Raw genomic sequence first — 24,080 nt, 5'->3', positions numbered from 1 at the left:
AGGGCGCCAGGTGCGCGCACACGACCGTGGTCGGTCAGCGCCCCGGGGCGGGCCGGGGCGCTGACTGACGCCGGGTCCGGTGTCTGGCGCGTCGGGGGCTCCCGGGCGCCGTCGGACGAGGTGCGGCAGGTCAGTTCTTTTCGCTGAACGTCACCGGCCGGTCCTGGTTCAGTTCGGTGAAGAGTTTTTTGGCCTGTTGTGTGTTCCACTTCACGGCGCTGCCCTTGGAGGTGGGGAAGCTGAGGCTCGATACGGGGACGGTGAGGCGCTTGCCGTCGCCCGCGGTGACGGCCTTCATGGCCTTGAAGAGCGAGGTCAGGTTCGGCAGGCCCGTGTCGTCGTCCACGATGAGGGTGTCCAGGCCGGCGCTCATCGTGGGGTAGACCTTGGACGGGTCGAGGAGGGTGCCCGGGGTGGCGGCCTTGCGGGCGAGGGCGGCCAGGAACTTCTGCTGGTTCTGGCTGCGGCCCAGGTCGCCCTGGGCCTCCTGGTGGCGCTGGCGGACGAAGGCGAGCGCCGTGCGGCCGTCGAGGGTGTGACAGCCCTTCTTCAGATCCGCGCCGGACTTCTCGTCCTTGACGTCCCTGTCCAGGCACATCGGCACGCCGCCGACCGCGTTCACGATGCCGACGAAGCCCGCGAAGCCGATCTCCGTGTAGTGGTCGATATGTACGCCCGTGTTGCGTTCGATGGTGCGAACGAGCAGGTCGGGGCCGCCGAACGAGAACGCCGCGTTGAGCTTGTTCTTCGACTCGCGGTAGTGCTTGCCGGTCTCGGGGCGGATGTGCGACGGAATGTTCACCCACGAGTCACGCGGCAGACTCACCATCGACGTTCCGTGGTCACCGGTGTGCAGCAGGATCATCGAGTCGGTGCGACGGCCCGCATCGGCCGAGCCGCCGGTGTGCAGATCCTTCTTGGCCCGTTCGGAGAGGCCCACACGGCTGTCGGAACCCACAATCAGATAGTTGGTGCCCCGGCCCTGCGGCGGGCGGTCCGCGATCTTGCCGAGGTTGACCTCACGGTGGAGCTTGGTGTCGGCCCAGACGTAGGTGCCCACGGAGCCGACGGCCAGCACGGTGGACAGGACGATCAGCGCGCGCGTGACCCGGCGGCGCCGCGGCGGAGGGCCCGCGGCTCGTCTGCGCCGGCCGGTGTTGCCGCCACCGGGGCCCGAGGGGCCGGTGCGCAGGGGTCGCCGCCCGTTGCCGGTGCGGGCGTCGAGCCCGGACGGGGGCAGCGGCGCCTGCGGGACGGCCTGGTGCGCGTCGAGGTTCTGTGACCGTTCCGGGTGCATCCGAGGCGGGTGTGCAGCCTGGTGCCACACCTGCCCGGTGGTGTGGTGCGCCGGCGCTTCCCCGTAGCGCCAGGCACCTTCGGGCGGCCCCTCCAGCCAATCAGTCATGCGCGGCAGTCTGCATGCTCATCTGCTCTTCACCAAATGGTGCGCGGATCTGCACAAACGTATGTACCGAATGCGGGGAATGCCGTGGGGTCACGGGCCGGCGGCCGGGCGCGGAGGCACGGTCCGTCTCGCGTGCCCCGGCCCGGCCGCGGACGGGGAGCGCCCGGCCGCGCCCGCGGCGTCCGCCCGGTCCGGTTCCGGGCGGACGCCCCGAGGGCGCTCGTTCGACGGTCATCTCGACGAGAGGCTCTCGTACGCGACCGGTTGTCCGATCTGTTGCGCGGCGGTGCCGGAACGGTGCATGCGCTGCCACTTCAGTCTGGTGCCGAGCAGGAAGGCCACCACGGACTGGATGACCACCAGATACATCAGCTGCCGGTAGATGAACAGTTGGAACGGCATCGCCCACAACTCCCGCAGACGCTCGCCGTCGAGCCGCAACGCGTATCCGGCGCAGGCCAGTTGGAGGGCGAGGAAGCCGAACCACACCACGGCCGAGATCTCCGGACCGCGGAAGAGCGCCCCGTACAGGGCGAAGACATCGACGATCGGCGCGAACAGCGGCAGGGCGACCTGGAAGAGGGCGAGGTAGCTCAGCCCGCGGCGTCCGAAGCGGCCGGACGGGCCCATTTCGATGACGGCACGGCGGTGCTTCCACATGGCCTGGAGCGTGCCGTAGCACCAGCGGTACCGCTGCCGCCACAACTGGCTCAGCGAGGTGGGCACTTCGGTCCAGGCGATCGCGGACTCCTCGTAGACCACCCGCCAGCCCGCCTGCCACAGGGCCATGGTGAGGTCGGTGTCCTCGGCGAGGGTGTCTTCGCTGACCCCGCCGACTCCCATCAGCGCGTCCCGGCGGAAGGCACCGATGGCGCCGGGGACCGTCGGCATGCACTCCAGCACCTCGAACATCCGCCGGTCGAGGTTGAATCCGAAGACATATTCCAGGTGCTGCCATCTGCCCAGCAGGCGGCGCCGGTTGCCGACCTTGGTGTTGCCGCTGACCGCACCCACGGCCGGGTGCGCGAGCGGCTGGACGAGCCGTTGGATGGCGTCCGGCTCGAAGACGGTGTCGGCGTCGACCATGACCACGATGTCGTACCGCGTGTGGGCCAGTCCGGTGTTGAGCGCGGCCGCCTTGCCCGAGTTGGTCTGGCGGATCACCTCCACACGGGGGTCACCGATCCGGGCGGCGATGTCCGCCGTATCGTCCGTCGACCCGTCGTCGATCACGATGATCTGTAGATGCGGGTGTGTGGAGGCGAGCAGTGAACGGACGGTGGACTCGATGCCCGCCTGTTCGTTGTAGGCGGGTACGAGGACCGTCACCGGGTCGACGATCTCCCGCAACCAGGGGGAGCCCGGACGGAAGCGCTCCAGCCGCCGGACATGGGCCCGGGCGAAGAAGACGAGCGACGCCAGCCGCAGCACTCCCAGACCGCCGGCGATGCCCAGCACCCAGGTCATACCCTCCACGAACCCGTTCCCGAGGGCCTTGATCCAGACCAGGGCCTGGCCCAGCCACCGCTCATGGACGGGTGCCGGGGTATCGGCCGCGGCCAGCCCGGTCCCCGCCGTCACGGTGGTGAACTTCTTGACGTTCCGGTTGTTGAGCAGCCGCTCGCTGTCGCTGTAGGCGACATCGTTCTGGCTGAACTGCCGGATCACGCCCTGTGACGGCTTGCGGAACCACCGGTCGGCGGCCACCAGCGTGTAGCCCTCCGCACCGGCGCGCTGGGCCGCCTTCCACTCGGCGCCGCACATCGTGTCCACCGCGGTGGTCTGCGGCAGCCGCAGCAGCTTGGTGTGGATGCCCGCCGTGCCCGCCAGCGCCTTCTGCGTCAGCGACAGCTCCAGCCCGGCCCGGAAAGGCGAGGCCGAGCCCATGACCGCGCCGGTGTAGGTGTTCGACCCGATCTCATGGCCCTCGGCCTTGATCCGGCGTACCAGGTCCGGATGCTTGGCCGCCTGGGCACCGCGCAGGAAGAAGGTGGCGTGCGCATGGTGCTTGCGCAGCAGATCGAGCAGGCGTGGCGTCCATACGGGGTCCGGGCCCCCGTCGTAGGTGAGCGCCACGGTGCGGGCGGGCACCGAGGCGGACTTCACCTTGTCACCGTTGAGGCGCACCACCGGGCCGCCCTTGTCCACCGCCGCCGGCACGGGGGTGGTGCAGTCACGCCGGGTCTTCGCGGCGTCGACCTCGTGGGTCGTCCAGCCTTCGAAGAGCAGCGCGCCGAACGCAAGGGGGAGCACGAGGATCAGCAGCAGCCAATGACCACGCGGGTCACGGGACTGCGCATGGCGGCCACGGTTGGAGCGGCGCCTCACGTGGCGACCGGGGTGACTTCGATCACGGTCGGCGCGAGGTGTGTCCGGGCTGCTGCCATGGCCGGCACCGAAGCCGCCGCGGCGCGGGTGAGGAACGACGAGAAGTCACCGGCAGCCGAGACGTCCGCCGCTCTCTTCGACGACGCCTCCCGCCCGGCCGGGACGCGTCCGCGGTCGGCGGCGGACGCCCGGCAAGGGGCGTCGCCGACAGCGACCGAGTTCCGCAGGACCTTTCCGTGCTGGACGGAAGGGTCGGCACATGACTGGGAAACGCGTATTTTCTGCCGTTTTGTGTTCCGGCTGGCCTCACACATGGTCGGCGAGTGTACTCATGGTCGATTTCGGTTAACGGCACATTCCTGGGACCTCTGGTCTGGGTGACAAGCCTCCGGCCCGACGGGCCCGCACCGTGAGGAAAACCCGTTTCCCCAGGTCAGGGAGGTATGGTGAGGCCGTCTTGCCCGCTATTGCACCCTCCGCATCGCGATGTGGGAGCACCTTGATCTGAGAGTGTTGTAACACCTGACCCCGCCGCGGGAGGAGGGGCGGAGGTCACTGAACGGGCGCACGCACAGTGGCGAATGGCCTACGGCGGGGTGGCGTACGGGTTTGGGGAGGCGGCGTACGGGCTCGGGGAGGCTGCGTACTGCTCGGGGAGGCCGGATGTGGCCATGACGCACGGGCACCGGGCCCTACTAACGGGCATCGGCCAGTACTAGCGGTGACGACGACCGCGAAGCGTCGTCGCGCTCCCGTCCTGGGATCGGAGAAGGCCTGAGAAGGCCTCACCGCCCGGTCCACTGACTGAAAACACCCTTATCCCCCAACGCCGCCCGGCCTACCTTTGACTGTGTGACCGGATTCGATATCTGGTCATGAAGTCGGGGGAGGGGGCACCACGTGGAACGCTCGCAGCGCGCAGACCACATCCTGGACGCCGCAGGGGAGTTGCTGGTCGCCTGGGGCTATGGGCGGGTGACGATCGACGAGATCGCCCGCCGTGCCAAGGTCGGCAAGGGCACGGTGTATCTGCACTGGAAGACCAAGGACGCACTGCTCCTCGCCGTGATGCTGAAGGCGCAATCCCACATCCATCAACGGCAGTTGGAACGCATGCGGGCGGATCCACTGGAGATTCTGCCGAGCCGGATGATGCGGCGGCACTTCCTCGACTTCCAGGGCGAGCCGGTATTGCGCGCGCTCTACACCGACGACGCCGACATCCTCGGCCGGCTCAACGACACCGCCAAGAAAGAGTTCGCGGAACTGATGGGCCAGGGCGACCGGTATCTGCGCCGCCATCTCGAAGCGCTCCGTGAACACGGTCTGGTGCGCGACGACACCGACGTACACCATCAGCAATACGCCTTGTTGGCGACATCCAACGGGTTCTTCACGGCCGAGGCGCTGCTGTCCGACCGCGCCCCGGACACCCTGGAGGTACGCGCCGACATTCTCGCCCGAACCATCCGAAGCGCGCTGGAGGTGTCAGCGGACGGCGGATCAGGTTCCGGTGGCCCGGATTCCGGTCCGGGCTCCGACCTGGGCTCCGGTCCGGGCTCCGGGTCCGGATGCGGTCCGGATGCCGCTTCCGCCCGTATGCGCGTCGCGGCGGCTGCGGCCGCTCCCGAAATCATCGCCTGCTACGAGCATTTCACCGAGCTCTGCGCTCAGGAGATGCGCCGGCAGATACGTGACTGAGGGTGTGCTGTGCACGCAGTGCGGCGTACTCGGCGCGACGGACTCAGTGCAGTGCATTCCCGCAGCGGATTCGGATTCGGAATCGTGCGGTCGTGCAGTCGTGCAGTCGTGCAGTGAATTCATGCAGGGAGCTCGTGCGGTGGGCTCCATGGGCTCGATTGCATGATGCCGGCCCCCCCCCGGGGCCGATTCCGCATAACTGACTTCCCGGCCACAGGATGCTCAAGCGCGTCCTGCGGCAAGAACCGAGCCACATCCAAGTCCAGGTCCGCCCGGATTCCTACCCGGACTCCCGGACCCGCTCCCAACCCGGAGGAGATCGAAAGATGTCGGCATTATCCAGCTCCCCGTTCGCTGCGCACGTCGGGAAACACCCGGGCGAGCCGAATGTGATGGAGCCGGCGCTGCTCACCGACCCGTTCACGGGCTATGGCGCGCTGCGCGAGCAGGCCCCGGTCGTACGGGGCCGGTTCATGGACGACTCACCGGTCTGGTTCGTGACACGCTTCGAGGAGGTCCGCCAAGTCCTGCGCGACCAGCGGTTCGTGAACAATCCGGCCTCGCCGCCCCTGGCCCTGTCGGCCGAGGAGAACCCGCTGACCAGGCTGATGGACATGCTGGGTCTCCCGGAGCATCTCCGCGTCTACATGCTCGGGTCGATTCTCAACTACGACGCCCCCGACCACACCCGGCTGCGCCGTCTGGTGTCGCGCGCGTTCACGGCCCGGAAGATCACCGATCTGCGGCCGCGTGTCGAGCAGATCGCCGACGAACTGCTGGCCCGGCTCCCCGAATACGCCGAGGACGGCGTCGTCGATCTCATCCAGCACTTCGCCTACCCCCTGCCGATCACCGTCATCTGCGAACTGGTCGGCATACCCGAAGCGGACCGTCCGCAGTGGCGGGAGTGGGGTACCGACCTCCTCTCGATGGACCCGGACCGACTCGGCTCAACGTTCCCGGCGATGATCGAGCACATCCATCAGATGGTCCGGGAGCGGCGCGGCGCGCTCACCGATGATCTGCTCAGCGAGCTGATCCGTACCCATGACGACGACGGCGGCCGGCTCAGCGACGTCGAGATGGTCACCATGATCCTCACGCTCGTCCTCGCCGGTCACGAGACCACCGCCCACCTCATCAGCAACGGCACAGCGGCGCTGCTCACCCATCCCGGCCAGCTGCGCCTGCTCAAGGACGACCCGGCCCTGCTCCCCCGGGCCGTCCATGAGCTGATGCGCTGGTGCGGGCCCGTGCAGATGACCCAGCTGCGCTACGCGGCCGCCGACGTGGACCTCGCCGGTACGCGGATCCACAAGGGCGACGCCGTACAACTCCTCCTGGTTTCGGCGAACTTCGACCCCCGCCACTACACCGACCCCGATCGTCTCGATCTGACGCGACACCCCGCCGGCCACGCCGAGAACCATGTGGGTTTCGGCCACGGTGCGCATTACTGCCTCGGCGCCACCCTCGCCAAGCAGGAGGGCGAAGTCGCGTTCGGCAAACTGCTCGCGCACTACCCGGAGGTGTCCCTGGGCATCGAACCGGAACGCCTGGAGCGGTTGCCGCTGCCCGGCAACTGGCGGCTGAATTCCCTGCCGTTGCGGCTGGGGTGAGGGCACGCCGCGCTCGTACGCGCGGGGCGTGGTGCACAGAGCGATCCGGGGCGAAGGCCTCTTGAGCGCCCCGGTCCCTCTGCCGCTAGCCCATACGGACAGCGGACCGTGCGGACAACTCGGCTGTGCGGATAGCACGGCTGTGCGGGCAGCACCGCTGTCCGGGCAGCGGACCCGGTGGGGCAGTCGTCCCGCCAGGTCCGTACGGGCCCTCTGCCGTCGCTCATGATCGGCAGCGGGTCGTACGTGCCGCAGTTCCGGTACTACACCGTCACGTAGTAGGGGACCAGCTTCTTGGGCGCGCGTAAACGCTCCCGGCCGTGAGCGGGTCCTGGGCACGGCTTGCCCTCAGCCGGCCCGGCTTGCCTTCAGCGAGTACATGAGGGGGATGCGGGGGCGGTCGCCGGGGAAGCGGTGGTAGCCGTCGGCGTTGCGGCGTAGTGCGGCGAAGCGCTGGAACATCGTCATGTCGTGTTCGTGCAGGAAGTCGATGCGCAGGCCGGTGCCGGCCAGGGCCGAGACGACATCGCCGAGTGGGTGCTGCCATTCGACGCTGCGGTTGTTCACCGTCGGGGCGTCGAAGTCCGTGTAGGTACCGGGAGTTTCCTCCACCCAGGCGTCACGGCTGAAGTAGTCGTGGACGAGGCGCGAGCCGGTCTCGTCGTCCAAGGCGTCGCACAACGGGTGGAATTCGGCGAGGTAGAGGAAGCCGCCGGGGGCGACGAGGGAGGCCGCGGTGTCGGCCCAGCGCTCGAGGTCCGGGAGCCAGTTGAGGGCGCCGATGCCGGTGTAGACGATGTCGTACGCGGTGTCGGGGACGGCTTCGGCGGCGTCGTAGACATCGGCTGTGACGAACGCCGCGCGGTCGGGGCCGTAGCCGAGTTCGGCGGCCAGTTCGCGGGCGGTTTCGACGGCGGGTTCGGAGAAGTCCAGGCCGACGACGCGGGCCGCGCCGCGGTGGGCCCAGGAGAGGGTGTCCTGGCCGAAGTGGCACTGGAGGTGGAGGAGGGAGCGGCCGGTGACATCCCCGACCTCTGCGACCTCGAAGTCACGGAGTACGTCGCGGGCCCGGCGGAATCCGTCCTGGTCGTAATAATCACTCGCGGTGTGGATGGCGACGCGCTCGTCCCACTTCGCGCGATTGGCCTCCCGCCAGTCGTCGGGGCCGGTGTGTCTTCGCATACGGCGAAGTTATCCACAGCCTTGTGGCCCTCGCCAACGGATTTCCGGCGCCGGGCGCAGAATGGGCCCATGACTGACGAGACGACCGCAGACCCAGGCCACGCCACCTCTCCGACCCCTTCGACGACCGACACCCACCCCACGACGGGGACACGGACGGGCTTCGCCGACCCGATAGCGGGAGCGGACGGATCGGCGAAGCACTCGACTGGCTCGGCGGGCTCCAGCGGCACGGACGCCGCGATGCCGGACTGGGAGAAGCGCTTCCGTGCACCGCGGATCGGGCTGCCGGACTGGGCCGAGGACGCCCCGGACCGTTCCCTGTTCGTCTCGAACGCCACCGGCACCTTCGAGCTGTACGCGTGGGACCGGGCAACCGGCAGTCAGCGGCAGGCCACGGACCGTCCGAACGGCACGACGGACGGGACGCTGTCGCCGGACGGCCGGTGGATCTGGTGGTTCTCGGACACCGACGGGGACGAGTTCGGCGTCTGGATGCGGCAGCCGTTCGAGGGCGGCGCCGATGAGCCGGCCACTCCGGGGCTCGCCGCCTCGTATCCGGGAGGGCTGGCGATCGGCCGGGACGGGACGGCGGTCGTCGGGTGCTCCACGGACGAGGAGGGCTCGACGGTCCATGTCGTACGGCCCGGGGAGCCGCCGGTGGAGATCTACCGGCACCGCGAGTCGGCGGGCGTCGGCGATCTCTCGCACGACGGGTCGCTCATCGCCCTCGAGCACACCGAGCACGGCGATGCGATGCACTCCGCGATCCGTGTCGTACGGCCCGACGGCTCCACGGTCGCGGAGCTGGACGACACCAACGGCGGGACCGAGGAGCTGGGCCTGTCGGTGATGGGTTTCGCACCGGTGGACGGGGATGCCCGGCTGCTGGTGGGGCACCAGCGGCGGGGCCGTTGGGAGCCGATGCTCTGGGATCCGCTGACCGGGACGGAGACCGCGCTGGAGATCGACCTCCCGGGAGATGTGGGTGCCGACTGGTATCCCGACGGTTCGGCGCTGCTGGTGGAGCACGAGTACCAGGCACGGAGCGAGCTGTGGCGCTATGAGCTGGGTACGCCGGGTGGTGCTGCGGGCGGTGCCACTGACGCGGCTGCCGCGGCCGGCCGGTCTCTGCTGACGCGGGTCGAGACCCCGGCCGGCACGGTCTCGGGCGCGACGGCGCGGCCGGACGGAGCGGTGGAGTTCCTGTGGTCGTCGGCGGCGCAGCCTCCCGAGGTGCGTTCGACGAGCGGCAAGGTCGTGCTGGACCCGCCCGGTATGAAGGCGCCCGGGTCGGTGCCGGTGCGGGACGTGTGGGTGGAGGGCCCCGGCGGCCGCATCCATGCGCTGGTGCAGCAGCCAGCTGGCGAGGGCCCCTTCCCGACGGTCTTCGACATACACGGCGGTCCGACCTGGCACGACAGTGACGCCTTCGCCTCGTCGCCCGCGGCCTGGGTGGACCACGGCTTCGCGGTCGTACGCGTCAACTACCGCGGCTCGACCGGCTACGGCCGTGCCTGGACGGATGCGCTCAAGCACCGCGTCGGGCTGATCGAGCTGGAGGACATCGCCGCGGTGCGCGAGTGGGCGGTCTCGTCCGGGCTGGCGGATCCGGAGCGACTGGTACTGGCGGGCGGTTCATGGGGCGGGTATCTGACGCTGCTCGGGCTCGGTACGCAGCCGGACGCCTGGGCGGTGGGCCTGGCGGCGGTCCCGGTCGCGGACTATGTCACGGCGTACAACGACGAGATGGAAGCCCTCAAGGCGATGGACCGGACCCTGCTGGGCGGCACCCCCGAGGAGGTCCCTGAGCGCTTCGAGGCGTCATCGCCGCTGACGTATGTGGACGCGGTGCGGGCACCGGTCTACATCTCCGCGGGCGTCAACGACCCACGCTGCCCGATCCAGCAGGTGGAGAACTACGTCCAGCGGCTGGAGGGCCGCACCCATCCGCACGAGGTCTACCGCTACGACGCCGGACACGGCTCCCTGGTCGTGGAGGAACGAATCAAGCAGGTCCGCCTGGAACTCGACTTCGCCCAGCGGTATGTGATCGACAAGAGGTAGGGGGCTGAAGGGTGCCGGGAGGGGCGGCGGGGGGCCCTCGTTGGGGGTGCCCTGTGGGTCGGGCGCTGCGCGGGGTGACCCGCCGGGTCGGGCGCTGCGCGGGGTGACCCGCCGGGTCGGGCGCTGCACGGGGTGCCCCTGGGACGGGCGCTGCACGGGGTGACCGTGGGGCGGGTGCTGTGCGTGGGGTGGTCTGTGGCTCGGTGCGGCGCCGGGTGCCCCGTGGCTCGGCGGGGAGCGGGGTGCGCGGCGGGAGCGGGGGCTCCGCGGGAGGGGGACTCCGCGGGAGGGGGTGTCGCGTGCCCCGAGGCACTCCGCCGCGTGCAGGAGGGGGCCGCGTCGGAACAGAGGGCCACGTCGGTCCGGGGGCCCGGCCGGAACTGGCGCTGCGGTGGGGTGGCCCGTGGGAGCGGTACGCCACGGGCGCGGCGGAGTGTCTCGTGGGAGCACTCGTGGGAACGGTGCTCCAGGGCAGGATGGGGCCGGGTGTCTCTGGGCGGTGCCCTGTGACTGGGTGGCCTGTGGACCGGTGCCCTTTGGGCGGGTGTCCCGCGGCCTGGTGCCCCGGGACTGGGTGACCTGCGGCTGGGTGATCTGCGGGCCGGGGCATCGCTGGCGGGTCCAGGCTGGCGGGTTCCCCATGGGCGGGATCCCGCAGTCGGACGCTGGCGGGTGACCCATGGGAGGCGGGGTCCCGCAGTCGCTTGCGGCTGGACGCCGGCCGGGTAGCCCGTGGGAGGAGGGGCCACTGGCCCTCGGTCGCAGCCGCGGGCTGGCAACCGAGGGCCTCAGGTGGTGTGGGGAGGGGGTGGGGCGGGGGCGGGGCGGGGACGATCAAGCTGCGGCGTGATGAGCCGTGTGATGAGCCAGAGCCGCATGAGGGTCGCTGCCCTCGCTGGTGGTGTGGTCGGTGTGCACGGTCGCGGCCGCGAGCCGGGGGACGGCGTGGATGAGGGCGTGCTCTGCGGTGACGGCGAGTGCGTGGGCCTGCACCACGGTCAGACGGGCGTCGACGACGATATCCGCCTCGGCGCGCAACGTATGGCCGATCCAGCGCATGCGGACCTGTCCGACGCCGCGGACGCCGTCGACCGCGCGCAGTGCGGTCTCGGCCGCGTCGATGAGGCCGGGGTCGACGCAGTCCATCAGCCGCCGGTAGACCTCCCTGGCGGCGTCCCGCAGCACCATGAGAATGGCGACGGTGATCAGCAGGCCGATGAGGGGGTCGGCCGCCCGCCAGCCGAGAGCCGAGCCGCCCGCGCCCAGCAGGACGGCGAGGGAGGTGAAGCCGTCGGTACGGGCGTGCAGGCCGTCGGCGACGAGTGCGGCCGAGCCGATTTTGCGGCCGGTGCGGATGCGGAAGCGGGCCACCCACTCGTTGCCGATGAACCCGATCACGGCGGCCGCGGCCACGGCCCACAGGTGGGTGACATCGCGGGGGTTCAGCAGCCGGTCCACGGCCTCGTAGCCGGCCACGGCCGAGGAGACGGCGATCGTCAGCACGATGACGATCCCCGCGAGGTCCTCGGCCCGTCCGTATCCGTAGGTGTAGCGGCGGTTCGCGGCCCGGCGCCCGAGGACGAAGGCGATGCCCAGCGGTACGGCGGTCAGCGCGTCGGCGGCGTTGTGGATCGTGTCGCCGAGCAGCGCCACCGACCCTGACAGCGCGACGACCACCAGCTGGATCACGCTGGTCAGGCCCAGGATGCCGAGCGAGAGCCACAGCGTGCGCAGGCCCTCGCGGGAGGTCTCCATCGCGGCGTCGATCTTGTCCATGGCCGCATGGCTGTGCGGGGTGACGAGGTGGGCGAGCCGGTGCCGGATCCGCGCCCAGTGACCGGAGGGGTGGGAGGGGTGGGCCTGGTGATGGCCACGGCGGTGGTGGTCATGGTGGTGGTGACCGTGGTGGGCAGTGCCTGGCTGCTCGTGATCAGCGCGGTCGGGCTGTACCTGCTCGTGACCAGCGTGATCGGCCTGTACCTGGTCGTGACCAGCGCACTCGGCACGCGCGGACGTGTCGTCGTGCCCGTCGCCGTGCCCGTGTTCAAAGTCCTGGTCATGGTCATGGTCGTGACCGTGGTCGTGGTCACCGTGACCGTGGTCGTGGTGGTGGTCGCCGTGGGCGTGATCATGGCCGTGCGGGTGGGTGCCTTTACCTGCCATATGGCCTACCGTGGCACGCCGATTCCATTGCGGCTACTGCCGTGATACGCCCTCTGACCAGGTGCAACACCGTTGCAGGAGCGGAGGAGCCGCCGAGTTCAGGCCTTCCCGGCCCGCGCCGCCTCGCCCCGACCCTCGTCCTGTCCCGCGGCCGGTCCCTCACCCTGCGCCTCGCCCCGGTCCGCGCCCTGGTCCGTGCCCCGCGCCTCGCCCCGGTCCGCGCACCGCTCACCGGCCTTGCCTTCCCCCTGGGGCACGTCCCCGGCCGCCGCGTCCCCGCCCCCGGCCTGACGCTCGCCCGGTTCCCCGGCCCGAGACGCGTCCCCGCCCCCGTCCCCGTCCCCCTCCGGCACGATCCCCAGCGCCGCGTCCTTGGCGGCTTCGGCATCGCGGCGGAAGAGGCGGAACCACATGAAGACGACGAAGCCGGCGAAGACGAACCACTCGCCGGTGTAGCCGAGGTTCTGGAAGGCCTTGAGGTCCAGGCCGCTGCCCTCGGCGGCGGCCGGGGGGACGGCGCGCAGCGGTGCCTGGGCGTCGGTGAGCGTGATCCAGGCGTCGTAGACCTCGTACGGCACGATGTTGACCAGCGACGCCGCGCTGATCATGCCGAGCTGGCCCTGCGGCAGCCCGCCGCCGGCCTGGACGCCGTCGGTGCCCTGGTTCTCGGAGGCCTGGAGCGCTCCGGTGACCGTCACCTCGCCCTTGGGCGGCGCGGGCACCCTCGCCGTGGCGGCCTTCGCACCGGCGTCACCGGGCAGCCAGCCCCGTACGACCGGCAGCGCCTTGCCGCTGTCCGTGCGCAGCAGGTTGAGGACGTAGAAGCCCTGCTGCCCGCCGTGCCGGTCCTTCAAGGTACGGCCCGGTACGAGCAGTTGGTGGGCGGTGTCGTAGTGCCCGCGGGCGCTGGTCTGCCGTCCTGAGGTGACCGTGTTGACGGGCAGCAGATCGGCCAGCGGCCGGGCCGCGGCGGTCTTGGCCCGCGCCGAGCGGTCCTCCTGCTGCTGGTGGTTGTCGACGCGGTCCTCGAAGCGGCTCAGCTGCCAGCTGCCCATGAAGAGGCAGAGCGGAATCGCCAGTACGGCGAACACGTTGATTCCCCACCACCGCGGGGTCAGCAGGAACCGGTACACACCATCAAAGGTACGGGGCCCGTACGGCGGGGCCGCACCGCCCCCTCCGCCGGCGCTTGCCCCTGCCGCCGGGTTCTGGGCCGTCGGCTGCTACGAGGACGCCAGCGCCTCGGTGCGGTACACCGTTCCGGCGCAGGCATCCGTGACCTTGGCATCGGCCGCGGCCGGCTCGCCGGCCTCCGGCGTATGGCTGAGAACGATTCCACCGGGCGCGCCACCGCCCCCGGCGCCCTCCTCGCCGCCCGCCTGACCGCCGCCGTCACCCGTTGCCGGGGTCCCGGCGTCCGGGGACTGGCCGGGGTCCTTGGAGGGGTCGGGGGTCGGTGAGGGACCGGGACTGACGCATCCGCTGGTGCCGCCGCCGGACTGCGGGATCCAGGCGAACTTGACCTCGTAGGCCTGCCCCGGCTTGAGGACCAGCTGGTCAGGGGTGGTGGCAGGGTCGGGCAGGCCGGTGGCCTCGTCGCCCGAGGTGTGGTCGACGACGTGGATGTGGTCGGGGTTGGTGGAGCCCTGCGCGACCAGGCCGACGCTGCCGCCGCCCTCGACGGAGCATGCGGCGGCGGAGGTGTTGACCACCCGGAACGTGCCGTAGACGCGGCCCGCGGAGTCCGCCGAGCCGACCGTGCTGGTGCCCTGGCCGAGCTGGTCGCGCCCGCAGACCGGCGAGGTGACGTCCATGGTCTCGTCGGGGGCGGGGCTGCCGGCGCCCGCACCGGGGCCCGCGCCGTTCTTCCCCCTGGCCTTGCCCGTGTCCGCCGGCTTGCCCTCGTCCGGCGCCGCGCCACCCGGCTCGGTCGGCTGCGGGCCGGTCTGCTCGGTGCCTTCGCCGTGTGCGCCCCCGCTGACGCCCTGGGCGGGCCGGCTGCTCGCCGCGCCGGCGGACCGCCGGTCGGAGCTGTCGGAGAGGTTGGCGACGTGGACCATGGCGGGGATGGACGTACCACCGAGCAGCAGCGCGGCCGCCGCGCCCAGGACCACATGCCGACGGCGCTGACGGCGGGCGGGCACCGCGCGGCGCAGCTGGTCCAGTGCGTCCGGCGACGGTTCGAGGGCGCCGGCACGGGACTGGAGCAGCCGCCGCAGATCGTCCTCGCCGCCGAAGCCGCCGGTGGGGTGGCTTCGGCCGTGGCCGTGACCATCGCCGTCACCGGGGCCGTCGCCCGTGCCGCCGGCCTGCGCCTCGCTGCCGTACGCATGGCTGCCGTACGCATGGCTGTCGGCGTCGTCACCGGCGTCTGCTCCGCCTCCGGGGGCGGCCGTTGTTCCCTGCGTGCCGGTGGGTGCTCCGACGGCAGCGGACGCGGCGTCCTGCGGGCCGGCCGCCGCTTCGGCCGTCTCGGCCGTCTCGACCGGTGCTCCGTCGGCGACACCGATGTCATCGATGTCGCAGATGTCACCGTCGTTGCCGGATTCCTGGCCGGAATCCTGGCCGGAATCCTGGCCGGATTTCGCGCCCTGCCCGGACGTGATGCCCCGTCGGCGGCCCTCCCCCGGTTCGCCGCCCGGGTGCCCCTGCGCCTCACGTGCCGCATACGGCCCACGCGCCGGCTCGCCGGGAGCCCCATGGGCCCCGGCCGCCTCGTCGGGACGGCCGTACGGAGCGCCGCCTCCGTGTGCCGCGTCGCACCGGGCGAGTCCGGTGCCGCGTGCGCCGCTCCGGCTCATCGGGTCGAGCGCCGTGCTCGAATTGCCGGGGGTGCGCGGGGAGATCGCCCCGCGAGGCGTCCTCGGGTGGGTCGGTCCGTTCAACGTGCCCGGGTGGATCGGTGCGTTCGACGTGCCCGGGTGGGTCGGTCCGTTCACTGTGCTCGGGTGGATCGGTCCGTTCGGCGTGCTCGGGTGGGTCGGGTTGCTCGCGCCATGCGAGCCACCCGATGCGAACGGGTCGTACCGGCCGGACGTGGTGCCACTCATGCCGGAGCCTCCATCGCGACGCGGAGCGCCGCGATGCCCCGCGACCCGTAGGCCTTGACGGAGCCGAGCGATATGCCCAGCGTCTGGGCCACCTGCACCTCGGTCATATCCGCGAAATAGCGCAGCACCAGCACTTCACGCTGCCGGCGCTGGAGACCGCGCATCGCCTGGATCAACTGGTCCCGCTCCAGCAGGTCGTAGGCGCCCTCCTCGGCGCTCGCCATGTCGGGCATCGGCTTGGAGAGCAGCTTGAGCCCGAGGATGCGGCGGCGCAGCGCGGAGCGCGAGAGGTTGACGACCGTCTGCCGGAGATAGGCGAGGGTCTTCTCGGGTTCGCGCACCCGTCCGCGCGCGGAGTGCACGCGGATGAAGGCTTCCTGGACGACGTCCTCACAGGAGGCGGTGTCGTCGAGGAGCAGTGCGGCGAGACCGAGCAGGGAGCGGTAGTGCGCGCGGTAGGTCTCGGTGAGGTGGTCGACTGTGGTGCCCGCTGCCATCGCGTCGTCAGTGTCCCCACGCTGAGGAGGAATCTGCGCGGGACGCGTGGTGGGCCAGGGAGCGATCACTGGCATGCCCCCGGACGCAAGGGGACGCGGCGGGCGCACTGTTGCGCCTGCTGCCCCTGCCGGGGCGACGGTGAATCCGAGTACCTCTGCCACGCCTGTTGGACACGCTTCCCCCCACAAGGGTTGTACGCGCAAGGCACCGCTTTTGACGATGCATCAAATGCCCTCATGCGTACCAGCTCTTCCTGAATGCCCTAATTACCCCGACGCAAATACCCCGATTTACCCGGGGCCCCACCCTGCGGCCCGCGGACATCCCGGACCACCTGTGAGGGCGGCCACAAAGACGCTCCCCGCCCAACTGCCGGTTGCAGTGCGACGGGGAGCGAATGGTCGAACAGATCGTCAGCCCAGATCAAGAGGTTTGGACCGGCAATTCGCTCACAGGATCTTCACACGCCCCACAAAGTATCTCCCAGGAGCTCAGCGCACGACGGCCGATCCCGCCAAGTCGCCCCCACAGCATGGCCGGAGCCCCTGTCGGCATCCTCGCAGCCCTTGTCGGCATTTTCGCAGCCCCTGTCAGAACCCCTGACGGAGCCCGCCGGGCAACCCCGGCGCCGGATTCCCGGCCGCGGCCGGACCTATCCCCGTAGGTCCGCCGCCACCAGCTCGCCCACCTGCGCCGTGTTCAGCGCCGCGCCCTTGCGCAGATTGTCCCCGCAGACGAACAGCTCCAGCGCCCGCGGATCGTCCATCGAGCGCCGCACCCGCCCGACCCAGGTCGGATCCGTGCCGACGACATCGGCGGGGGTGGGGTACTCGCCGACGGCCGGGTCGTCGCTGAGGACGACCCCGGGGGCCGCGGCCAGGATCTCGTGCGCACCACCGACCGAGACCTCGTTCTCGAACCGGGCGTGCACGGTCAGCGAGTGCGTGGTGATCACCGGCACCCGCACACAGGTCGCGGTGACCGGCAGGTCCGGCAGCCCCAGGATCTTGCGGGACTCGTTACGGATCTTGAGCTCCTCGGAGGACCAGCCGTCCTCCTGGAGCGAGCCGGCCCAGGGCACGACGTTGAGCGCGATCGGCGCCGGGAACGGCCCCAGCGTGTCCCCGACGGCCCGCCGCACATCGCCGGGCGCGCACCCCAGCTCCGTACCGGACACCGCGGACAGCTGCGCCCGCAAGGTGTCGACACCGGCCTTACCGGTTCCGGAAACGGCTTGGTACGAGGAGACGATCAGCTCGCTCAGCCCGTACTCGGCATGCAGCGCACCCAGCGCGACGATCATCGAGAGCGTCGTGCAGTTGGGGTTGGCGATGATGCCGCGCGGCCGTACCCGTGCGGTGTGCGCATTGACCTCGGGTACGACGAGCGGCACGTCCGGGTCCATCCGGAACGCGCCGGAGTTGTCCACGACCACCGCGCCCTTGGACACCGCGACCGGTGCCCACTGCGCGGCGACCTCGTCGGGGACGTCGAACATCGCGACATCGATGCCCTCGAAGGCATCCTCGCTCAGCGCGACGACCTCGACCTCGGCGCCCCGCACGGTCAGCTTGCGGCCGGCCGAACGGGGCGAGGCGATCAGCCGGATCTCGCCCCAGATGTCGGCCCGCTCGGACAGGATGCCGAGCAGGACCGAGCCGACGGCGCCGGTGGCGCCGACGACGGCGAGATGCGGCTTGGCGGCCGTACGGGCGTCCGCCCACGCCGTGTCAGCGAGGGACGGACGGCCCGCCTCGGCCGGAATCATCGGCCGGTGCCGCCATAGACCACGGCCTCGTCACTGTCGGTGTCGAGACCGAAGGCGGTGTGCACGGCGCGAACGGCCTCGTTGACGTCATCGGCACGGGTGACGACCGAGATGCGGATCTCGGAGGTCGAGATGAGCTCGATGTTCACGCCCGCGTTCGACAGCGCCTCGAAGAACGTCGCCGTGACGCCCGGGTTGGTCTTCATGCCCGCGCCGACCAGCGAGATCTTGGCGATCTGGTCGTCGTAGCGCAGCGAGTCGAAGCCCACCGCCGCACGGGTCTTCTCCAGGGCCGCGACGGCCTTGCGGCCCTCGGCCTTCGGCAGCGTGAAGGAGATGTCGGTCAGACCGGTCGACGCGGCGGACACGTTCTGCACGACCATGTCGATATTGACCTCGGAGTCCGCGATCGCACGGAAGATGCGCGCGGCCTCGCCCGGCTTGTCCGGGACTCCGACGACCGTGACCTTCGCCTCGGAGGTGTCATGTGCGACGCCCGAGATGATTGCCTGCTCCATCGGCTGGTCCCCTTGCGGTTCGTTGCTGACCCATGTGCCCTTCAGCCCCGAGAACGAGGAGCGGACGTGGATCGGGATGTTGTATCGGCGTGCGTACTCGACGCAACGGTGCAGCAGCACCTTGGATCCGGAGCTGGCCAGCTCCAGCATGTCCTCGAAGGAGATCCAGTCGATCTTCCGGGCCTTCTTCACGACCCGGGGGTCGGCGGTGAAGACACCGTCCACATCGGTGTAGATCTCACAGACATCGGCGTCCAGGGCGGCCGCCAGCGCGACGGCGGTCGTGTCCGACCCACCGCGCCCCAGGGTCGTGATGTCCTTCTTGTCCTGGGACACGCCCTGGAACCCGGCGACGATGGCGATGTTGCCCTCGTCGACGGACGTCTTGATGCGGCCCGGCGTGACGTCGATGATCCGTGCCTTGTTGTGCACGGAATCGGTGATGACGCCGGCCTGGCTGCCCGTGAAGGACTGCGCCTCATGGCCGAGGTTTTTGATCGCCATCGCCAGCAGGGCCATGGAGATCCGCTCTCCGGCGGTCAGCAGCATGTCGAACTCGCGCCCCGACGGAATCGGGGACACTTCCTGCGCGAGATCGATCAGCTCGTCCGTCGTGTCGCCCATCGCCGAAACCACTACGACAACCTGGTTGCCGTTCTTCTTGGCTTCGACGACTCGCTTGGCAACGCGCTTGATGCCCTCGGCATCCGCAACGGATGAGCCGCCGTACTTCTGCACGACAAGGCCCACGTGCGCTCCTCGCAACTGTCTCTTCGGGAGTTTCCTCCCGGACCCCCGGAAATGGGGGTACTGCGGTCGGCTCAGTCTAACGAGCAAGCGGAGTCCGCCCTGCTGATACCACATCGTGAGACCTGAGACTCACTGGTTGATCACTGATTCTCACCGTGATCACCTGTCCCGTGAGTTTCACGTCCCGAGGCGGCTCCACAAGGCGCACCGTTGCGCCTGCCCGGCGAGCACATGCCCGCTTCTGGCCGGTACACACGAAAACGTAACCCAGGTCACAAGGTCCGGGCGCGGCGAGAGGCGCACGGGGCGGACGGCACGGGGCGCGCCGCACAGAGCGCGGGCAGCGGCGCGGGAGCCGGTCCAACGCCCGTCAGCGGGCGGCTGGGGCCCGGTCAGGCACCCCGGCGGCCCCTCCCCCGGCTCACACCCCCCGCAGCCCCAGCGGCCCGGCGATCTCCGCCGCCATGACCTTCCCGGCCTCCTCGGCGAGCCGCTCCTCGTCGCCGGAGACGTCGCTGTCGGTGTCCAGGCCGTCCAGCTCGACCAGCGGCTGGTCGAGGCGTACGTGGGCGACCAGCGACTGGAGCGCACGCAGTGCGGCCGAGGCGGTCGGTCCCCAGTTGGACAGGTAGGAGAACTGCCACCACCACAGGGCCTCGCTGATCCGGCCCGCCCGGTAGTGCGCGAGGCCGTGCCGCAGATCGGTGATGATGTCGGCCAGGTCGTCGGAGATCCGGCTGGCGACCGGCTCGCTGCGCGGCACATACGGGTCGAAGACCTCGGAGTAGACGTCCACCGGGTCGAGCAGGGTCGCAAAGCGCTCGCGGAGCTCGTCGACGTCCGGCTCCGGGCCGGTGTCCGGCTCGTAGCGCTCGTCGGGGACGAAGTCCTCGTGGGCGCCCAGACGGCCGCCGGTGAGCAGCAGCTGGGAGATCTCCAGCAGCAGGAAGGGGACCGCGCTGTCCGGCTCGTCGCCCTTGGCGACCTCCGTCACCGCGACGATGAAACTCTCGATCGAGTCGGAGATCGATACGGCGAAGTCGTCCGGGTCCTGTGTCGCGTTGTGCAGCGTGGCATCAGACATCGAGAAGTCTCCTCCCTTCGAAGGCCCGCCCGAGCGTGACCTCGTCCGCGTACTCCAGATCGCCACCGACCGGCAGCCCGCTCGCCAGCCGTGTCACTCTCAGGCCCATGGGCTTGATCATGCGGGCCAGATACGTGGCCGTGGCCTCGCCCTCCAGATTCGGGTCGGTGGCCAGAATCAGCTCGGTGACGGTGCCGTCGGCGAGCCTGGCCAGCAGTTCCCTGATCCGCAGGTCGTCGGGGCCCACGCCCTCGATCGGGCTGATCGCCCCGCCGAGGACGTGGTAGCGGCCGCGGAACTCACGCGTCCGCTCGATCGCCACGACGTCCTTGGGCTCCTCCACGACGCAGATGACCGCCGGATCACGCCTCGGGTCCAGGCAGACCCGGCACTGCTCCTCCTGCGCCACATTGCCGCAGGTGCCGCAGAACCGGACCTTCGCCTTGACCTCCATCAGCGCGTTCGCGAGCCGGCGGACATCGGTCGGCTCGGCCTGAAGAATGTGGAAGGCGATCCGCTGCGCGCTCTTGGGACCGACGCCGGGCAGCCTGCCCAACTCGTCGATCAGGTCCTGGACCACGCCTTCATACACGGAACGTCTTCTTTCTCTTCTGCCGTGCTGCGTACGCTAGTTGGCTACTCCTCAGAAGGGGAGACCCGGGATTCCGCCACCGCCCAGACCCTGGGCGAGCGGACCGAGCTTCTGCTGCTGCAACTGCTGGGCGCTGGCGTTGGCGTCCCGGACCGCCGCCAGCACGAGGTCGGCGATCGTCTCGGCGGTCTCCTCGGCGGAGTCGGTGTCGACCGCCTTGGGGTCGATGACCAGGCCCTGGAGCTCACCGGAGCCGGTCACCGTCGCCTTGACCAGACCGCCGCCCGCAGAACCCTCGACGGGTGTCTCCGCCAGCTCCTGCTGGGCGGCCGCGAGGTCCTGCTGCATCTTCTGGGCCTGCTGAAGCAGCTGCTGCATATTGGGCTGACCACCGGGGATCACGACGTGACTCCTGCCATACGACAACGTTTGTGCGGTAGCCCGAGCCTACGTGTTTCACGTCCCCCGCGCCCTACGCCGTAGGGAGGAGCACGGGTGTACGCCTGGTGTACGCCCGCTTACGGGCCCACCGGCTCTCCGCCCCCTTGGCCGGCCTCGTCGCGCGCCACCCACGCGGTGGTGTGCGCCGGCTACTCGTTGTTGAACTCCTCCACCACCGTCGCGCCGAGTTCGCGCACGATCAGGTCGTGCCCGCTGAGCGCGGAGTCGACGAGATCGGGGTCGTCCTCGGCCGGCATGTCGTATTCGATCGACGTCGGCGGGGGCTCCGGCGGCGGGTACGAGGCCTCCGCCGCGGGCCCGCCCTGGCCGCCGCCCGCGGACGCCGACGAGGAGACGGCCTCCCGCGCCATCCGGGCGCCCTGGCTGCCGCCGGCACTGCCGCTGCCGCCGCCCGCTCCGGCGCCGCCCTGCCCGTACTGGCTCCCGGACGACGGGGAGGCCGACGGGCCGCCCTGCGGGGGCGGGGACTGCGGACCGCTCTGCGGCGGCGCGGCGGGCGCACCGCCGCCGAAGCCGCCTCCACTGCCGCCGAAGCCGCCACCGCCGCTACGGGGAGCGCCACCGGCCGGCGGATTGGCGCCGCCCGACGGGTCGACGATCGCCTCGACCCGCCACTGCACCTGGAACCGCTCGGCCAGCACGTCCTTGAGGACGTCCTCGCTTCCGCCGTTGGCGAAGCTGTCGCGGGCACCGGCATTGGGGAAGCCGATCTGGAGCGTCGTGCCGTCGAAGCCGGAGACCTGGGCGTTCTGGCTCAGCAGGATCCACGTGAAACGACGGCGGGCCTTCACCGCGTCCAGGATGTCCGGCCACATCTGCCGCACCTGGGCGGCGCCCTGTGCCGCCCCCGGGGCAGCCCCGGGGGCCGCTCCGGGCTGCGGCTGCGGGGACACGGGCGCGGACGCGGGCGGTCCGGGCGCGGGCTCGGTCGGCGCTGCGGGGGCCGCGCTCTGCGGGGCCTGTCCGCCCTGGCCCGGGGCCACGGCCGTGGGCCAGCCGCCGGGCTGCCGCCCGGCGCCGGGGCCGCTGCCGCCCTCATTGCCGCCACCGGCGGGGCCCCTGCCCGTGCTTCCGGGCCAGGCTCCGGGCCGCGCGGCCGCGGCCTCCCGGCCACCGCCCTGCGCTCCGGCCTGCGCTCCGGCCTGCGCTCCGCCCTCCGGTGCCTCCGCGGGACCGCCCCGGGGCGCCTCCGCGCCTCCGCCGTCGCCCCGCTGCTGCTCCCCGCCGGGCCCGGCCACCGGCCCACCGGACGCCTCCGCACCGGCCGTCGGCGCAGCGGGAACGGGAGCCGCCGGAGCGGCCGGAGCCGGGGCAGCCTGGGCCGGCGCCGTCGGAGCCCCCGCACCGCCGCTCGCCGCGCCCCGCACCGCCGCACGCGCGGCGGCCGGCCCGGACGGCCCGGCCGGCATCGCCGGATGCGCCTCCGGCCCCGGTACATAGCCGGCCGCGGGCCCGCCACCGGACGCCACCACGGGCGCCGGCCCCGTCCCGGGGTCTGTCCCGGGGCCCGCGCCGCCGCTCATCCCGCCGGCCCCGCCCAGCAGCGCCGCGCCCGCGCCGCGCTCCAGGCGGTCGAGCCGCGCCTGCACCGAGCGCTCGTCGTCGTACGCCGCGGGCAGCAGCACCCGCGCACAGATCAGCTCCAGTTGCAGCCGCGGCGAGGTCGCCCCGCGCATCTCCGTCAGGCCCGTATTGACCAGGTCGGCGGCCCGGCTCAGCTCGGCCGCCCCGAAGACGGACGCCTGCGCCGTCATCCGCTCCACCACATCGGCGGGGGCGTCGATCAGCCCCTTCTCGCCCGCGTCCGGCACGGCCGCCAGGATCACCAGATCCCGCAGGCGCTCCAGCAGGTCCGCCACGAAGCGCCGCGGGTCGTTGCCGCCCTCGATGACCCGGTCCACGACCTCGAAGGCCGCCGCGCCGTCCCCCGCGGCGAACGCCTCCACGATCGAATCCAGCAGCGACCCGTCGGTGTACCCCAGCAGCGCCGTCGCCATGGCATACGTCACACCGTCCGCACCGGCACCGGCGAGCAGCTGGTCCATCACGGACATCGAGTCACGCACCGACCCGGCCCCGGCGCGCACCACCAGCGGCAGCACCCCGTCCTCGACCGGGCTGTCCTCCCGTCCGCACACCTCGGCGAGGTACTCCCGCAGGGTGCCCGGCGGCACCAGCCGGAACGGGTAGTGGTGCGTACGCGACCGGATCGTCCCGATGACCTTCTCGGGCTCGGTCGTCGCGAAGATGAACTTCAGATGCTCCGGCGGCTCCTCGACGACCTTCAGCAGAGCGTTGAAGCCCGCCGAGGTCACCATGTGCGCCTCGTCGATGATGTAGATCTTGTAGCGGCTGCCGGCCGGCCCGAAGAACGCCTTCTCCCGCAGGTCACGGGCGTCGTCCACGCCACCATGGGACGCCGCGTCGATCTCGATCACATCGATCGAGCCCCGGCCGTTCCTGGCCAGGTCCAGACACGACTGGCACTTCCCGCAGGGCGTGGGGGTGGGACCTTCCTCACAGTTGAGGCAGCGCGCCAGGATCCGCGCGCTCGTCGTCTTGCCACAGCCTCGCGGCCCACTGAACAAATAGGCGTGATTGACCCGATTGTTCCGCAATGCCTGCTGAAGCGGATCGGTTACGTGCTCTTGCCCGATGACCTCGGCGAAGGTCTCGGGGCGGTAGCGGCGGTACAGCGCAAGGGACGACACGCATACGACGATATCGGCCCGCACTGACAACCGACGGGGCCCCGCAAACGCAAGCGCCCCCCACGCACCCGCCAGAGCCGACCTACCCTTGCTGCCTTCCGGCCCTGGGGGAGTTCAGTCAGATAGCGCCACGTGAGGGGCTGCGCACCACAGTAGCGGATCCCCCGCCCAAGAAACGAACC

At 71.0% G+C, this 24,080-nt stretch carries 17 protein-coding genes and 1 other RNA gene; 4 read left to right on the top strand and 14 right to left on the bottom strand.

Annotation, left to right across the window (positions count from 1 at the left end; genetic code table 11):
- Positions 1-130: 130 nt before the first annotated feature.
- Together M8I34_RS38255 and M8I34_RS38250 are read right to left on the bottom strand one after the other, a co-directional pair.
- On the bottom strand, positions 131-1,405 hold the full coding sequence (locus M8I34_RS38255; RefSeq protein WP_250057614.1) for an LCP family protein: 1,275 nt from the start codon (positions 1,403-1,405) through the stop codon (positions 131-133).
- Positions 1,406-1,636: 231 nt separating this feature from the next.
- A complete protein-coding gene (locus M8I34_RS38250; RefSeq protein ID WP_250057613.1) occupies positions 1,637-3,733 on the bottom strand; it encodes a bifunctional polysaccharide deacetylase/glycosyltransferase family 2 protein in 2,097 nt (698 codons plus the stop codon).
- Between the two features lie 900 nt (positions 3,734-4,633).
- On the opposite strand from M8I34_RS38250, the gene M8I34_RS38245 reads away from it, so the two are divergent.
- Complete coding sequence (locus M8I34_RS38245) at positions 4,634-5,434, top strand: TetR/AcrR family transcriptional regulator (RefSeq protein WP_250057612.1); 801 nt, start codon at positions 4,634-4,636, stop codon at positions 5,432-5,434.
- Between the two features lie 326 nt (positions 5,435-5,760).
- Entirely contained in the window at positions 5,761-7,053 is a 1,293-nt protein-coding gene (locus tag M8I34_RS38240) for a cytochrome P450 (RefSeq protein ID WP_250057611.1), read from the top strand.
- 348 nt (positions 7,054-7,401) lie between these two features.
- On the opposite strand, the gene M8I34_RS38235 is transcribed toward M8I34_RS38240, so the two are convergent.
- Complete coding sequence (locus tag M8I34_RS38235; RefSeq protein WP_250057610.1) at positions 7,402-8,235, bottom strand: bifunctional 2-polyprenyl-6-hydroxyphenol methylase/3-demethylubiquinol 3-O-methyltransferase UbiG; 834 nt, start codon at positions 8,233-8,235, stop codon at positions 7,402-7,404.
- A 243-nt stretch (positions 8,236-8,478) separates the two neighbouring features.
- On the opposite strand from M8I34_RS38235, the gene M8I34_RS38230 reads away from it, so the two are divergent.
- On the top strand, positions 8,479-10,302 hold the full coding sequence (locus M8I34_RS38230; RefSeq protein ID WP_250057615.1) for a prolyl oligopeptidase family serine peptidase: 1,824 nt from the start codon (positions 8,479-8,481) through the stop codon (positions 10,300-10,302).
- Between the two features lie 834 nt (positions 10,303-11,136).
- Here the strand turns inward: M8I34_RS38230 and M8I34_RS38225 are convergent.
- Positions 11,137-12,126: a cation diffusion facilitator family transporter gene (locus tag M8I34_RS38225; RefSeq protein ID WP_374211045.1), complete on the bottom strand. Its 990-nt coding sequence runs from the start codon at positions 12,124-12,126 to the stop codon at positions 11,137-11,139.
- Here M8I34_RS38225 and M8I34_RS42070 point away from each other — a divergent pair.
- Positions 12,106-12,510 carry a hypothetical protein gene (locus tag M8I34_RS42070; protein ID WP_374211046.1) on the top strand — a complete coding sequence of 135 codons (405 nt, stop codon included), beginning with the start codon at positions 12,106-12,108 and terminating at the stop codon, positions 12,508-12,510. The two genes, M8I34_RS38225 and M8I34_RS42070, sit on opposite strands and share 21 nt — an antisense overlap.
- A 53-nt stretch (positions 12,511-12,563) precedes the next feature.
- Here the strand turns inward: M8I34_RS42070 and M8I34_RS38220 are convergent, their stop codons facing one another.
- From M8I34_RS38220 to ffs, 10 genes are all read right to left on the bottom strand, one after another.
- On the bottom strand, positions 12,564-13,598 hold the full coding sequence (locus M8I34_RS38220) for an SURF1 family protein (protein ID WP_250057608.1): 1,035 nt from the start codon (positions 13,596-13,598) through the stop codon (positions 12,564-12,566).
- Between the two features lie 90 nt (positions 13,599-13,688).
- Entirely contained in the window at positions 13,689-15,350 is a 1,662-nt protein-coding gene (locus M8I34_RS38215; RefSeq protein WP_250057607.1) for a hypothetical protein, read from the bottom strand.
- 161 nt (positions 15,351-15,511) lie between these two features.
- Entirely contained in the window at positions 15,512-16,174 is a 663-nt protein-coding gene (locus tag M8I34_RS38210) for a SigE family RNA polymerase sigma factor (RefSeq protein WP_244419606.1), read from the bottom strand.
- A 491-nt stretch (positions 16,175-16,665) separates the two neighbouring features.
- Entirely contained in the window at positions 16,666-17,781 is a 1,116-nt protein-coding gene (locus M8I34_RS38205) for an aspartate-semialdehyde dehydrogenase (RefSeq protein ID WP_030089274.1), read from the bottom strand.
- Positions 17,778-19,049, bottom strand: a complete 1,272-nt coding sequence (locus M8I34_RS38200; RefSeq protein ID WP_030989759.1) for an aspartate kinase — start codon at positions 19,047-19,049, stop codon at positions 17,778-17,780. The genes M8I34_RS38205 and M8I34_RS38200 overlap by 4 nt, the downstream gene beginning before the upstream one ends.
- A gap of 421 nt (positions 19,050-19,470) precedes the next feature.
- Positions 19,471-20,133 carry a DUF5063 domain-containing protein gene (locus M8I34_RS38195; protein WP_244419607.1) on the bottom strand — a complete coding sequence of 221 codons (663 nt, stop codon included), beginning with the start codon at positions 20,131-20,133 and terminating at the stop codon, positions 19,471-19,473.
- Positions 20,126-20,725, bottom strand: a complete 600-nt coding sequence (gene recR, locus M8I34_RS38190) for a recombination mediator RecR (RefSeq protein WP_018089931.1) — start codon at positions 20,723-20,725, stop codon at positions 20,126-20,128. The genes M8I34_RS38195 and recR overlap by 8 nt, the downstream gene beginning before the upstream one ends.
- A gap of 51 nt (positions 20,726-20,776) precedes the next feature.
- Positions 20,777-21,127, bottom strand: a complete 351-nt coding sequence (locus M8I34_RS38185; RefSeq protein ID WP_078889642.1) for a YbaB/EbfC family nucleoid-associated protein — start codon at positions 21,125-21,127, stop codon at positions 20,777-20,779.
- A gap of 188 nt (positions 21,128-21,315) precedes the next feature.
- Positions 21,316-23,898: a DNA polymerase III subunit gamma and tau gene (locus M8I34_RS38180; RefSeq protein ID WP_250057606.1), complete on the bottom strand. Its 2,583-nt coding sequence runs from the start codon at positions 23,896-23,898 to the stop codon at positions 21,316-21,318.
- A 46-nt stretch (positions 23,899-23,944) separates the two neighbouring features.
- Positions 23,945-24,043: signal recognition particle sRNA small type (gene ffs / locus M8I34_RS38175), an RNA gene on the bottom strand.
- Positions 24,044-24,080: the final 37 nt, after the last annotated feature.

The organism is Streptomyces sp. MCA2, assembly GCF_023544705.1.
GTDB classification, from domain to species: domain Bacteria; phylum Actinomycetota; class Actinomycetes; order Streptomycetales; family Streptomycetaceae; genus Streptomyces; species Streptomyces decoyicus.
This window is presented reverse-complemented; position numbering and strand designations above follow the sequence as displayed.